Genomic DNA, 14269 nt, shown 5'->3' on the forward strand with positions numbered 1-14269 from the left:
TTCTTGCTGAATGGTTCTGCCACGGAGTCCACGCTGAGACGCTGAGACTCCGTGACCGTTTATCGTTTGCCGATGAGATAATGGTAAAATGAGAAATCAACGCTTTTTCGTCCAATAGCTCGAGAAGCACCAACTGGTCCCCCTCCAGATCGCTGAAGGTCACGCGGCGCATGCCTAGATCGGGAAACTCGCTGGCTCCCAGGTGAACAGAGTCGGCTAGAATCTTGTTAGGCTTGGGGCGATGTCATTTTGTTATCGTAGTAGCCTTTCACTCGGTTCACGTCATCCGGGTTGATCCAGGTAGGGTCTGTCCAGCCTTCCAGATCGTATTCACTCATGCATTGTTCCGCAAATTCCTTGAATCCGGCAGCGCTGCCTTTTGCCATCGCGTCGAGTAAAATTTCCAAGCGGCTGTTTTCGTGATTGCCGCCGTAGTTTCGCTCGTACAGCTCATGGCGACCGGCGAATTCACTACCGATTGAATCCCAGAGCAGCTTGATCAGCTTAATTTTGCTAAGTGCATCGTAGTCATTCGATCCGCGGTACAATTTATCCAGGTACGGTCTCAGCTCCGGATTTTTAAAGTCCTCAGCGCTAGATGGCTGTACGATCAATGCGCCGGCCATGATGTTTTGTATAATTTCCATTACCTTCGGATAGGCGATCGCAGACATGACCCGGTAGCAGAGCGCCGCATCAAAATTGGGAAGCACAGTGCCTTTCGTACCCTGATCAGGGTCCGTAGCCATGGCTGTGCTGAGCGACCAGAATAAGCTGCGCCATGCCAGCACCTCCCCCACATTTACTTGCACGCCACGGAATTGGATCGTGCCGGTTGTTTCCAATCCTTTCAACAACAGACCTGTCAGGAAGTCCAGCTTGACGGCAAAGCGGGTACAACCTTGGAGCAGGGCTCGATGCAGAAATCCAGATTTCAGGAAGAAGTTATTTGCCGTTTCCAGATCCCGGTAGACGATTACATTTTCCCATGGGATGAGCACTTTATCAAAAATCAGTACCGCATCATTTTCATCCATCCTGCTGGAAAGTGGGTAATCAAACGGACTTCCTGTCATTGCTGCTTTCAGCTCATACGAGGGACGAGTCAGCAGTTTGACTCCTGGTGCATCCATCTGGACAACCAACGCGACAGCGAATTCCTCTTTTTGAACCGGTGTATTTCCGTAGTTGGCTACGAAATTGTAGTTGGTCAGAGCCGAGCCTGTTGCGACCATCTTCGAACCGCTCACGATCAAACCAGCGTCCGTTTCCTTCTCTACGTGTACAAACACGTCCCCTACTTCGTGAATCGGCTTGTGCCTATCGACTGGTGGATTGACGATCGCATGGTTGAAGAACAGGACTTTTTCCTGCGCCTCCTTATACCACCGGCGAGCGTTATTTTGATATTGTCCGTAAAACTCAGGATTGGTTCCGAGCGTTCCGAGAAAGGAGGCTTTGTAATCTGGGCTGCGGCCCATCCATCCATAGTTAAGCCGCGCCCAGGCTGCGATGGCATCACGTGCTTCCAGCATCTCCTGCGCTGTTCTGCTGGACCTGAAAAACTTATGAGTGAACCCACCATTTCCCGTATCTGTTTCTGTCGTCAGAACATTGTGATATTTCGGATCGTGCAGTGCATCATACAGCCGTGCGTTTGAGCGAGCCGCGTTTCGGAACGCCGGGTGATCCACTACACTCTTTATTTTCTCCCCATTGAGCCAAATTTCACGGCCATCATCCAGACTGTCGAGGTACTCCTTGCCGGTAAACGGTTTGTTCTGTTCCATTTTCATCTCCCCCTGTCTTGGTTTTCGCTTTTTGGCGGATTAGAGTCAATCGACTGCTACACCTTGGCCGGTTCAATGACGGGCGTGCCGTACATGAAAAACTCGGCAGGCAGCGGTGAACCGTACCAGATGATCCCTTTTTCCAGCTGTTCCTCTTTCCAGGTGATGGGCTGCCACGCCGGATCAAAGATCAGATAGCCGGCGTCCCCGAACAGCTCCACGCGATTTCCACCGGGCTCGACCACATACAGGAAGTAGGCCTGACTCACCCCGTGCTTGCCGGGACCAGCCTCGATCTTGATCCCATTTTCCGTGAAGATATCGGCAATGTCGGACAGATGCTGCGGATACCCGTACCAGTAGCAAAGATGGTGCAGCCGTCCCCGCCCGCCCAGCTGATCCCCCATGAAGGCAAGCTCGTGGACCAATGGGCTCACGCTCAACCAAGCCGCCGCTTCACTTTGATTGTTCATCACGATGTTTTCCCGTAGCCGGAAGCCGAGCTGATCCATGAGGAAGCTGCGGTTCTCCGTGACATCGCTGGCCAGCAGGTTGACGTGGTCCAGGCGACGAACGGGTACGCCGCGCAACGGTTTTTTCTGTGGCCGGCTCAGCAGTTGACTCTTTTTCTCTTCGGGAGCCTGATAGTATTCGACATCCCACAAAATCTCCATCTGGTGACCGTCGGGGGTGACAAACTGATACGCCGCCCCGTGGCCCAGATCCCCGTCGATCCACTTTTGTCCGTATCCGCTGGCATCCAGCGCCTGCACCCGGCGCTCCAACGCCGTTTCGGAACTCGCCCGCCAGGCCACATGCCCCATCCCCGGCTCCTTCGCTTCCGTAATTTTCAGGGTGTGGTGGTAAAAGTCTTCATAGGCGCGCAGGTAGACCGACTGCCCTTGACGGGTCGTTTCTTCCATCCCCAGCAGTTCCTTGAAAAACCACAAGGTCTCATCCGGTTTCGGCGAATAAATTTCTACGTGGGCAAGTTGGGCGACATCAAAAATCGGTTCCTTGGACATGCTTGATTCCTCCTCGTTTTTCAAATCTTTTTCAGCCATTTCATTTGCAGCGTTTCCCCATGCATGCTTTTCGGGAAGTCGTGCAATTCAATCCGAAGTTTGTGGATATGGTTCCTTTGTTTTACGATGGAAGCGATTCCATGAATGAGCTGATTCTCATACGCTACTTCTACCTCATAGCTTCCTTCTACAGGCAGCGTGTAGCCTGGGTCTGGGACAACTTCAGCAATGACGCTTCTATGCTGTCTTCCGTCCCCAGTAAACTTGGACAGCGTTCCTCTGGTCTCGTAATACGTTCCAAGATATTGAGGGATCTCACTTACACATCCTGCTTTCAGCAGTTCCCGGATCAAGGTAGAACTCACTTTCCTTCCTTCCCATTCGATCTCCGGTATGGTCGTGACAGGTATCTGCCCCTTTACTTCCACTTCCATGGTGCTCATGTTGCCTTGGCCTTGATATCCATAAGTAAAATCAAAACCGGCAACCACATGCTCCGCCTGCAAACCGATGATGTATCGTTCCACAAATTCCTTGGATGGAAGCCTGGCAAACTCCCGATCGAACCGGATGACATAGAGGATGTCTACCTCCAGTTGCTCCAGCAGCTTTTCCTTTTTGGAAAATGGTGTCAAATACTCGACAACCACCCTTCCCTTGCCCAGCACCTCTTTCGGATGTGGAAAGAATGTGATGACAGCCAGCTTAACATTACGTTTCCTCGCCAGCCTTTTCGCGCAATGGATCACACCGCGATGCCCATGGTGAACTCCATCGAAAAAGCCAAGTGCCATCACACAAGGTTCAGCATCAGTGAATGAAATGGTTGGACAATGTGTTATGTGCACGGTTTTCAAATGAATGGACTCCTTTTTCTGGCGACTTCGTCAATGCGTTGGATTTTCTTGCAGAGTCGCCAGCTCGCGGTATTTTCCCTGTGAAAACAGCAAAGGCTCGCCCTCATTCAATCGAATCTCCGTTACTTCCCCGATGAACAATGTGTGATCTCCCGCCAGATGCTCAGCGACCACGTTGCACGTAATCGTCGCGATCGTTCCCTGAAGTACGGGCAGGCTGTCGAGTGTATCGAATTTGACTTCCGTCTCCTCTTTCTTTTGACCGGCAAAAAGGGCCGACAACGCTTGCTGATTCTCCGCTAAAATGTTGACCGCATAACGCTTTGTCTGCTGGAGCCGATTGTGCATGTGTGCATGCAAACCGACAGAGACAAGCACAAGCTTGGGATTCAATGAGACCGAAACAAAGGCGTTTGCCGTCATGCCATAGGGTCTTCCTTCAAACTCGGTGGTTATGACTGTGACCCCCGTGGCAAATTTGCCCATAGCTGTGCGAAACAACCGATCGTCCATCAGCGTACCAGCTCCTCTTTTCCGACGTTCACCCAATTGCTGTTCGTCCAGCCATTCAGATCGTAGTCACCCATCGCTTGCTCCACAAACGCTTTGAATTTAGCGGATTGGCCGGTAGCGTCCATGATTTTCAATGTTTCCAGACGGATGTTTTCGGTATTGCCGGCGTAATTCACCTCGTACAATTCGTGGCGGCCGCCGAACTCGCTCCCGATCGCATCCCAAACCAGCTTCATCAACTTCACACGTTCTTCCGCGCTCACTCCAGAACCTTTATAGTAAACGTCCAGGTACTGGCGGATTTCAGGATTTTGAAAATCATGCGCGCTCGACGGCAATTGAATCAACCCGCCTGCGACGACTTGTTCGAAGATGCTCTTAACCTTCAACCAGACCATTGGCGCCAGTACACGGTAGGATGCTCCTGCATTCGTTCCCGGCATGACGACCCCATTTGGTCCCATGGTCACCTCGGAGCACATGGCTGTGGAGAGTGCCCAGAAGGTGTTGCGCCAAGCAAGCACTTCACCGATATTCGCCTGAACACCTCTGAATTGATTGGTGCCAGACATCTCCGTCGCCTTCAGCAAGAGACCTGCCATAAAATCGAGTTTAACTGCGAAACGGGTACAGCCATGAAGGGTAAAGCGGTTGAAAAAGCCGGTTTGGACGAAGAAGTTGTTTGTGACTTCTACATTTTTGTAGGTCAGGACGTCTTCCCAAGGAATGAACACGTTGTCGAGGACGATCACGGCGTCATTCTCATCGAAGCGGCTGGAGAGCGGATAATCAAAGGGTGTTCCATTTTTTGCTGCTGACAATTCATAGGATTGGCGGCTTATCATTTTCAGACCCGGCGCGTTCATCGGGACAAAAAAGATCAGTGCATGGCTTGTGTCGCCATCCCCAAGATCGGTCGCACCGTAGTTGGAGACGAAGTTATAATGAGTTAGCGCTGCTGCAGTTCCTACCATTTTGGCACCGCTTACAATAATCCCGTCATCACGCTCGGCTACTGCGCGAACGAATGCATCTTTGTTTTCATGAAGCGGTTTGGAGCGGTCAATTTGAGGATTGACCAGCGTGTGGTTGCAGAACGGCAATTCTTTCACCGATTTCTCATACCATCTCTTCGCATTGCTCTCGAAACCTTTGTAGTATTCCGCGAATGGACCCAAGTGTGCGGTAAACGACGCTTTGTAGTCAGGGGTCCGCCCCATGTAGCCGTAGCTCAATCTGGACCATTCCGCAACCGCATCCCTCGATTCCAGCAGCTCTTTTGCACTCTTAGGTGCTTTGTAAAATTTGTGCGTAAGGTGTCCATCTTCTGTTTTTGTCGTCAATGCAGGAGCGGTTTGTGGGTCGTGCAAGGCATCGTACATGCGTTTAATCGATCTGGCAGAATTCTGGTATGCGGGATGAGAAGTGACATCCTCAATCTTCTCACCGTTCAAATACACCACTCGACCATCATTGAGACTGTCTAAATATTCTTTTCCGTTCATCATTTTCGTACAATCCCCCCATTTTGAATCGTTTTTTCATACCTGAATGTAAAATGAAACGCAGGAAATAATAGGGAACGTATCCCTCCTTTTATTGCGTTCTAATATGAGAGAGGTAGGTTCGTTGATATTGTCCTTATCGTAATGGACTGCCGTAATATCAAGCAACGACACTATTAGTCTGAAAATTAAGTTATTTTAGACACTATCTGTTGGTCGATGTTATCCGTCAAGCCGGTACATAGAAAAACACCGCCATTCAGAAGATGGCGGTGTTGCTTGTTAGTTGATTGTTTTGAGCTTATGCACTTCTCTCGTTGCTACGATATCGGCGATATTTGCACGATATTCTTGATAATGGCTTGACTGGATATGGCTATCTACTGCTTCGTTGTCCTTCCATACTTCATAGAGGACAAACGTACTGTTGTCGAGAGACTGGTGAAGGTCGTACCTGATACAACCGGCTTCCGCCCTCGAAGCTGTTTGTACCTTTTGGAGTTCCTGTAACAATTGTTCTTCGAGGCCTTCCTTCGGCACTAAAATGGCTGCGATTACGATTGGTTCCATGTTGTTTGACCCTTCCCCTCACTACTTGTTTATCAGGTATATATTCTGCTTCCTGGCTCATTTCACCTTCCATACGATTGGCCAAAGTGCCTGGCAGTCACTCCTGATTGGGTGCATAAGCCCTTCGCCTTCGTGGACCATGGAATCAGCACGAGCGTATTGTACAGGGCAGCCCACATGCGGCTATCGGTCAGGAATTGCTTATAATAGGCGAACCCGACAAAGTTTAATGCGTTATAAAGAAAAAGGTCATAATTTAATGTTATGAAACTTATTTGACCATCACTTTGATAGATTTGGTATTGCCTTAAATACGAGATAAGTTCCTGTTTCTTTTAAGCAAGCATATTGCGAGCTGTACCTGCCGAATGCGGATGAATTGGCCCACGCCACACATTCACGCCGCTATGCGGGTTATCAGGTGCAGCCGAAGAAAACAGTCGCTCTCCTAGAGGGCAGACAGTGGACAGCCAGCTATGAGGAAGGCTTGCAAAAGGTCTTTTATTCCGAAAATCTGATTGCCAGTCTACATGCCATGGCGGACTGGTTCTCCCCTTCGGATACGGAAGCGCCTACCCTTGAGGTCATTCAATTTGTCCCCGCGCGACCTACAAGAACATGGAGCTGAGCAAAATTCCTCTCGTCCTTTTCTCAGAAGTCATGCGTGATGTCGATCTGGTGGTCAGCGTGGCCCATGTCGGCGGCGTCGATCCGGAAGCGAGCCTGACAACCGATGAAATGCGCCGCGTCATCGTTTCGGAATCGCTGCTTCTTTTGAAGCTTGGCAACGTGCGTATCGATGGCAACTATGCTCGCATCGAAGGAAGCCTGGGAGAGTTCGCGGTTCATCTGGGCAGTGGCATGGTCTTCAAGCAGGCCACTGGTGCCCTGCACATTATCACGGTGCACATGCAGCATCGTGGACGCCTTTTCCTGCCCTTCCTCGACGAAGATCCGAAGATCAAGGATCCGCAAATATTAATGCAATTGCAAGGCTAGATGGTTAGAAAACTTGGCTCCGCCAAGCTTTTAGGTGGAGCCTTAGTTGCCCTTATACTGACTAAGAATCTTATAAATTCTTACTGTACAAAAAGCCCCTCTGAGCAGTCAGGACAAAAGTCATATTTCCTTCTCGCTTGGAGGGGGTATTTTAATAAATTTACAAAATAAGGAAGGTCTTTCTTTGTTTTGAAAGAACTATATCAAAGATTTGTAAACCAAAGAGAGGGTGAAGGAATTATGAGGGTTAGAATAAGGCTTTTTCATTTTTGGGTAAGTCTCCTGCTGCTTGCGCTATCACTTGGTGGAGGCATCCGTGTGGCTCAGGCAGCCGAGCAAGAGGACAGTCCCTACCAGCCCGTACTCTACGAGAACAGCAAATTCTTCCACATGTCCGCACCTGTCAGCTGGTTGACCATTACGATCAGCAAAGGCGACACGCTGCTAGCCACGGTTACCACCTACGGAGAAGATCGCCGCTCCACCTGGGGCTACCAAACCTACCTCGATACGTCCCTCTTTCATAAAGGGGACATCATCACATTCCAAATCTACGATCCTACCCAAGAAAAAACCTACACAGTCCCAGTCGAAGTGCAGCCGACCTCCTCTACCAAAACCACTCCTCCTACCAAACTGACACCTATCAAAGAAAAGGATACCCAGATTCGCGGTGAAATCCGCGGCGAAGTTCTGTACGGTTTGAAATCTCTCGTAACCATCACACGAGATGACGAAACGGTAGCCCAAGGCATCACGTACGTCAACGACGACGATTCCCAGTTCTTCAACATTCCGTTGGCCGAAGGGGTATCCCTTCAAGAAGGTGACCAACTGGCATTCACAGCGGAAACTCCCGGCTTCTTGCCCAGCGATTCCATCGAAGCGACCGTACATGCATCCGATTATTCTCCAGAAGATGAGGAAGCGGTCAACCAAGATGTCACATGGCTGCAAGAGACGATGAGCTATATGGAATACGTACCGCCCAGAGTGGATCTTCCCACCGCAGGCATGAACGGGACAACGATCACTTGGTGGTCCAGCAAGCCTGACGTGATTGCCCCAACCGGGGAGATATCTCCCCCCAAGAAAGACGAAGAGTCCGTCACCCTGAAGGCAACCATCACCAAAGGGAACACCTCCAAAGCAGTAGAATTTGGGGCCATTGTCCGAAAGCAAAAGGATTCCACGCCCCCGGTGACCACACTGCAGCTATGCGAGAAATGCACGCCCTCTGAACAAGGCTGGTTCAATCAATCCGTCTCCTTTACACTGTCTGCCCAAGATGATCAATCCGGTGTGAAACAAACCGAGTACCAGCTGACCAAGAAAAAATGGGAGCGCTATAAAAAAGCCGTTTCCGTCAAAAAAGAGGGCATCTACCAGATTCAGTACCGCAGCACCGATCTTGCAGGCAATGGAGAAGAACCGCAAAAGCTCGAGCTGAAAATTGACAAGACTGCCCCAAAGCTTGACGTATCGGTCAACAAATCCAAACTGTGGCCCGTCAACCACGAGCTGATTCCCATCCAGGTGAAGCTAAAGTATCACGATTCGTTGTCTGGGCTTCATTCCGTAGAGCTGGTATCCATCACAAGCAACGAAGCAGATATGAACCCGGATGATATTCAAGGAGCGGATTACGGTACAGAAGACACCTCGTTCCTGCTCCGCGCAGAACGGACTGGGTCAGGCAAAAAGAATGCACCGCGCATTTACTCGATCACGTATGTGGCAAAAGATGCAGCAGGCAATGAGACGAAAAAAGTCGTGCAGGTAACCGTGCCGAAAAAATAACGAGGAAACAGGAAAGGCTTGCGTCCTGAAATTAGGAGCGCAAGCCTTCTTGCTGCAAATGAAATGCTTTATTGTTCTTCAAATAGCCCTTTTGGAATTTGGGCATCCCAGTTTTTCGGGATATCGAGTCGTAGAGCGCGTGCTACTACCGCAGCCGTATCCATGTTCCTTACCTGAGACAGCTCGGTCCCCGGTTTGATGGAGGCACCTTTGGCTGCCCAGAAAATGGTCTGTTGTTCCTCGGAAGATCCACCATGCCCTGTTCCTTTTCCTCCATGATCCGTGGTGACGATGACCAAAGTATCCTCCATCAAGCCTTTCTCTTCCAAGGCTTCAAGGATAGCTCCCACATTTTCATCCTCTTTTTGAAGCTGGTCGTAGAATTCCGGTGTGAAATAGCCGTGAGTGTGTCCGGCTCCAGCGGAATCCTCAATGATCCCGATGTTGATAGAGCCCCACGTAGCGAAGGACGCTTGCGCCAGCTTTGGACGCTCTTGCTTCAGCAGCTTCATGTAGGACGGGTACGCGTTTTTCTCTGGATAAGGGGTAGCCGCTACGATATCGTTCGTCAATCCATGCTTCTCTGGTGTGACACCGTGCAGAATCGCTCCCCAGTTTTGCGCACTGATCGTGGGCAGCATCGCTTTGGCTTCAAAGGTTCCCGCGCCTTCTTCCATCAGCTTCAGGATATTCGCAGCATTTGCCTCCGGGTTTTTCACGGCATCTCCTGCTCCATCAATCCCGATGACCACGACCCGTTTGTAAAGGAACTCATCCTGATAAGGCGCCAGCTTGTCGCTCATCATTTTCAGGTCTTTTTGGTCTACCTTTTTGTCGTTGTTGATATCCGCTGTCTGCGCCTTTACCCATATTTTATCCTCCGATCGGCTGCCCTGGTATTTTTCAATAGCTGTCAGATCATCCTCGCTAAGCAGGCCATCTCCTGATACGTCAATTGAGTTTGTCACCGTGACATCTGCTTTCGCTGTTTTGCTGCCATCGACGGTTTTTACCGTAATTTTTGCTTTTCCCGGCTTGCCGGCTACAACCGTTGGGCGGCCATCCACCATGACGATCCTGGCAACCTCTTTATCGCTGCTGCTCCATTTCACATCTTGAACTGATGCATCTTTTGGAGCGACTATCGCCGTTATCGGCATCTTTACGTCTGTCTTCAGATTCAGCTTGGTCTGATCCACCGACACGCTCTTCACCGGAATTTTAGGAGCATCGTCTGCGCTACCTTTCCATCGAGGTAGATCGTCGCCAGTCCATCCCGATCATGGGACACGACTACATAGTGCCAGACATCATTCGCCACGTTTGCTATAGTCGCATCCAGACGGGAGCTCTCGGATGTCCGCCAGTTCCATTTCAGCGTAGAGCCTTGCAGACCGATGAACCAGCCCACATTTCCGCCGCTTGACCAGTCTTTATTGGAGATAATGCCGGGATCTGCATCCACACCAGGAGACTTCACCCAAAAGGAAACGGTGAAATCCTGATCGCGCCAAACTTCAATTTATCATTCTCACCTAGATCAACCCAGGTTGCATTGTCTTTGGATGTCGATTGGAAGTGAACGGCTTTGCCCAATCCTGCACGACCTTGTGTATACTTTGGTTTTCCGTGAACTTCTACAGGATAATGAGCATCGGAGCCATCCTCGATTTTGTTTTCAAACAGGAATCGATAGAGTTGCTTTTCAGGTGAAAGTTCTTTTACCATCGTCTCTTTTGCATGAACAGTTGCATTCAGATACGGGGCTTGTCCTGTCCAACAACGCCACCCGTCATCAGAGTCGTAGCGGTCAGAAATGCAGCAAGCCCTTTTTCTACCTTGTAGATCTTCTCGCCGAGCTCATGTGGTAGGATACCAATCCTCCCTTTCCTTCTCCCTAATTGCATGTGGGCTGGAATGTTTTACTAAAATAATTGTAGAAGTGTATTGTAAAGCCTTCATAAAAGCTCCTGCTAGGGACTAAGACATAATAAGCAGCTTGCCTAAGGGACAAGCTGCCTTACCTTTGGATTATTTCGGGAGAATGAATGGTTGGATTTGCTTCGGTCTTTACATTTTCCTTACAGGGGTGCCCCATGACAAAGAGGCTTGACTACGCAACTGCTAGCCAAGCCTCTTGCCCGATCTTTAGAACTACCATTTCCACACGGCGAGTCCGATCAAAAGATTCACGGCCCCTTGCACGAGCAAAAGTACCCGTCGCACCCATACGGCCGCTGCCTTCCTCTGCTCTTCGTTGATAGGCAGCAAGAACGTCTGGCTGCGATGGCGTGTCTGTCCGCCCATTCCTTTCAGCTGACTTGCCGACATCAGGAGAAAGACCGCGATGACCGCCAGCTTCCCCAGCGCTCCAGGCAGAATCAAGATCAAGAGAGAGCTGATCACAACCAATCGCAAGTAAATACCCGCGAGATCGTCCGATCGTAAAAACAGCTTCAAGTACAGGGTCCGTGCCGCATTCGCTTTGCCATAAGGAATCAGCTGCGCTGTCCACAGCAGCCACCTTCGCGGCTTGACTCGAAGCTGCAGGGACGGAACATCCCGGAACTGATTGGCGATCTGGTAAAACCGCAGGCGCAGTCTGTTTTCCATCTCCAAAAGTGAATACCACTGATATCGATGGCGTTTTACGATGGACTGGATACGAATCATAAACCAGACAAGCAGCACCATCCAGACAACGGCACCATACGGGACGTGCTGGTAAGCAAGAAAGCTTCCCTGGCTGAGCATCCAGGCGAGCACGTAATACGTCAGGATAAATCGCGCCAAGGTGTAGCGGGTTTGGCGTTTTTTGTCCGGCAGGCGCAAAATGATCCAGCTACTGTACACATTCCAGCCCTTGAGGATCAACGGCACTCCCCAATACAGCCAGCCCTGTGCACCTGTCATCCCAACCTTCCCTTGATACACAGGCAAAAACAGCAGAAGGATGAGAAACAACCCGATACTTTGGACTACAAAATTATAGACCTGCGTCTTTTGAAAATACCGATCCATTTTGGTCTCAGCAGGTGTCAAAAAGATCAAATCCGCCTCTAGCAAAAAGGTTCGATGCAGCGTTTTCGTCACAAAAAAGGCATATACCAGGGCAAGCAAATACGGGACGGGAACCCACGAAGGAATCGCCTGAACGAGACTCGGGTAGTAGTAGGCCAATAGCCCGCAAAGAAAGACGGCGACCATGAGCACGCCTCCGTTTGCCATATACTGACCGTAGCGGATTAGCTCAGAGGAAAACCGCTGCATTCGTTCGCGAAACAGCGCATCTACATCCATCATCATTCTTCCTCGACCAGGTGCAAATAAATATCGTCCAGCGAGTGCCGCGTCATTCCCGTGGACTGGCGCAGCTCATCCAGCGTCCCCTGCGCTTTGATCCTGCCTTTATGCAAGATAATAAAGCGGTCGCAATACTTCTCCGCGGTAGCCAGAATATGGGTGGACATCAATATGCCTGCCCCCTGCTCTTTGCAGCGCGCAAGCCAAGTCAGCAGCGTACGGATACCCAGCGGATCGAGCCCGAGTATCGGCTCGTCTACGATGTAGAGCGAGGGCTGGACCATCAGTGCCATCATAATCATCAGCTTTTGGCGCATTCCTTTGGAAAATTGCTGCGGAAACCGATCCTTCGCTGCTTCCATGCGAAACTCTTTGAGCAGCGGAAGCGACCTTTCCTCCCATTCCTCTTTGGACAGGCCGTGACTCATCGCCGCCAGCTCCAGATGCTCCCACAGCGTCAATTCCTCATAGTAGATAGGGGATTCCGGAATGTAAGCGTACGCCTGACGATACGAATCCGGATCATCGAAAAAGGTTCTTCCCGCTATGCTGATCTCCCCTTTTTGAGGCTCCAGCAATCCCAATATATGCTTGATTGTCGTGCTCTTCCCCGCGCCGTTCAATCCAATCAGCGCAACAATCTCGTTTTTTTGAATACGAAAGGAGACATCCTCGATTACTGCATGGCTAGCCGAATAGCCACCTGTGACCCCTTTTACTTCCAACAAGGCTGACATGGTGCCGCCCCCTTTCCTTATCCAAACAGCAGGGACACAAACGCCTCTTTCTCCAGATTGCCAAAGAACGCCTGAAGGTCTGTGTCGGCAAGTGCACTTGCCACTGCTTGACGATCATACGGTATTTCGTGCAGCAGCGCCTCCAGCTCCGCTACATCTCGTACCCCGAAGAAGTCTCCGTAAATTTTGGCCGTCTGAATGCGCCCCTTCTCAATATCCAGCTGCACTTCGATCGTGCCGATGCCTTCGAAGCGCTTGGTGGCGCGATAGTTGCTTTTTGGCGATTTTCCGTAGTTCCAATTCCAGTTTTGATAGCGCTCGCGGGACAGCTCGTGAATCTTCTCCCAGTCCTCTTCGGTGAGCTTGTACTCTTCGACTTCTCCGCCGCCGAAAATGGAATGCAAAATCGCCACGCGGAACTCCTCAATCGTCATGTCCCGCTCCAAAAATTCAGTAATATTGGCGACGCGGCTGCGGATGGATTTGATCCCTTTGGACTGGATCTTTTCCGCATTTACCTTCAACGCCGATACGACATTCTCCATTTCCGAATCAAAAAGGAGTGTCCCGTGGCTGTACATGCGCCCTTTGGTAGAGTATTGCGCATTGCCGGAGATCTTTCTCTCGCCCACCTGGATGTCGTTGCGGCCAGTGAGCTCGGCTTCGACTCCCAGCTCTTTTAATGCCTGTACGACTGGCTCTGTAAATTTGCGGAAGTTGTGAAAGGACTGGCCGTCGTCGTTGGTAATAAAGCTGAAGTTGAGATTGCCCAGGTCATGATAAACCGCTCCCCCGCCAGATAATCTGCGGACGATGTGGATGTTGTTTTCCTCTACGTATGTAGTGTTGATTTCTTCGATGGTATTTTGATTTTTTCCGATGATGATCGAAGGCTCGTTTATATAAAAGAGCAAATAGTCATCGCTCGCAGGCAGCTGCTTCAGTGCGTATTCCTCGATGGCCAGATTGATTCGGGGATCCGTAATTCCTTGATTATCAATAAATTTCATCGGATTCTTCCTCCATCCAAAAACGTTCTTTTCTCCATCATACCATTTCTACTTGTCATTCGCTCCTGCGCAGAAACTGTGAGATTGTTACAGCACTTGAAAGCTGGATTATCATACGTTTTCTAGTTCCCGGACAAACGGAGGATATAAGCATTTTCTT

General features: G+C 50.2%; 13 protein-coding genes and 1 pseudogene. 2 read left to right on the top strand and 12 right to left on the bottom strand.

Annotation, left to right across the window (positions count from 1 at the left end):
- Window positions 1–227: 227 nt before the first annotated feature.
- The 6 genes from ACLIN2_RS24155 to ACLIN2_RS24180 form a co-directional block, all read right to left on the bottom strand.
- On the bottom strand, window positions 228–1790 hold the full coding sequence (locus ACLIN2_RS24155) for a 4-hydroxyphenylacetate 3-hydroxylase N-terminal domain-containing protein (protein ID WP_309599983.1): 1563 nt from the start codon (window positions 1788–1790) through the stop codon (window positions 228–230).
- Between the two features lie 56 nt (window positions 1791–1846).
- Window positions 1847–2815, bottom strand: coding sequence for a catechol 2,3-dioxygenase (locus ACLIN2_RS24160; protein ID WP_411502382.1), 969 nt, complete (start codon window positions 2813–2815; stop codon window positions 1847–1849).
- 20 nt (window positions 2816–2835) lie between these two features.
- Entirely contained in the window at window positions 2836–3663 is an 828-nt protein-coding gene (locus ACLIN2_RS24165; protein WP_411504591.1) for a riboflavin kinase, read from the bottom strand.
- Window positions 3664–3702: 39 nt separating this feature from the next.
- A complete protein-coding gene (locus ACLIN2_RS24170; protein ID WP_092272597.1) occupies window positions 3703–4185 on the bottom strand; it encodes a flavin reductase family protein in 483 nt (160 codons plus the stop codon).
- Window positions 4185–5693 carry a 4-hydroxyphenylacetate 3-hydroxylase family protein gene (locus tag ACLIN2_RS24175; RefSeq protein WP_092272600.1) on the bottom strand — a complete coding sequence of 503 codons (1509 nt, stop codon included), beginning with the start codon at window positions 5691–5693 and terminating at the stop codon, window positions 4185–4187. The genes ACLIN2_RS24170 and ACLIN2_RS24175 overlap by 1 nt, the downstream gene beginning before the upstream one ends.
- Before the next feature lie 279 nt (window positions 5694–5972).
- Window positions 5973–6260, bottom strand: coding sequence for a putative quinol monooxygenase (locus ACLIN2_RS24180; RefSeq protein ID WP_411502383.1), 288 nt, complete (start codon window positions 6258–6260; stop codon window positions 5973–5975).
- A 334-nt stretch (window positions 6261–6594) separates the two neighbouring features.
- Here ACLIN2_RS24180 and ACLIN2_RS24185 point away from each other — a divergent pair.
- Both ACLIN2_RS24185 and ACLIN2_RS24190 read left to right on the top strand, forming a co-directional pair.
- Window positions 6595–7259, top strand: a pseudogene (locus ACLIN2_RS24185) (DUF4132 domain-containing protein); the annotation flags it as partial.
- Between the two features lie 240 nt (window positions 7260–7499).
- The gene (locus ACLIN2_RS24190) at window positions 7500–9059 is read left to right on the top strand and encodes an OmpL47-type beta-barrel domain-containing protein (protein ID WP_411502384.1); all 1560 of its coding nucleotides are present in this window, start codon (window positions 7500–7502) and stop codon (window positions 9057–9059) included.
- A 68-nt stretch (window positions 9060–9127) separates the two neighbouring features.
- Here ACLIN2_RS24190 and ACLIN2_RS24195 read toward each other — a convergent pair whose 3' ends face one another.
- From ACLIN2_RS24195 to ACLIN2_RS24220, 6 genes are all read right to left on the bottom strand, one after another.
- On the bottom strand, window positions 9128–10258 hold the full coding sequence (locus ACLIN2_RS24195; protein WP_411502385.1) for an alkaline phosphatase family protein: 1131 nt from the start codon (window positions 10256–10258) through the stop codon (window positions 9128–9130).
- An 11-nt stretch (window positions 10259–10269) separates the two neighbouring features.
- Complete coding sequence (locus ACLIN2_RS24200) at window positions 10270–10524, bottom strand: LamG-like jellyroll fold domain-containing protein (RefSeq protein ID WP_411502386.1); 255 nt, start codon at window positions 10522–10524, stop codon at window positions 10270–10272.
- Window positions 10525–10535: 11 nt separating this feature from the next.
- The gene (locus ACLIN2_RS24205) at window positions 10536–10787 is read right to left on the bottom strand and encodes a hypothetical protein (protein ID WP_411502387.1); all 252 of its coding nucleotides are present in this window, start codon (window positions 10785–10787) and stop codon (window positions 10536–10538) included.
- Window positions 10788–11213: 426 nt separating this feature from the next.
- Complete coding sequence (locus ACLIN2_RS24210) at window positions 11214–12359, bottom strand: ABC transporter permease (RefSeq protein ID WP_411502388.1); 1146 nt, start codon at window positions 12357–12359, stop codon at window positions 11214–11216.
- Between the two features lie 2 nt (window positions 12360–12361).
- Complete coding sequence (locus tag ACLIN2_RS24215) at window positions 12362–13099, bottom strand: ABC transporter ATP-binding protein (RefSeq protein ID WP_411502389.1); 738 nt, start codon at window positions 13097–13099, stop codon at window positions 12362–12364.
- 17 nt (window positions 13100–13116) lie between these two features.
- The gene (locus ACLIN2_RS24220; RefSeq protein WP_400587305.1) at window positions 13117–14109 is read right to left on the bottom strand and encodes a lipoate--protein ligase; all 993 of its coding nucleotides are present in this window, start codon (window positions 14107–14109) and stop codon (window positions 13117–13119) included.
- Window positions 14110–14269: the final 160 nt, after the last annotated feature.

The organism is Brevibacillus centrosporus, assembly GCF_046622605.1.
Taxonomy (GTDB): domain Bacteria; phylum Bacillota; class Bacilli; order Brevibacillales; family Brevibacillaceae; genus Brevibacillus; species Brevibacillus centrosporus.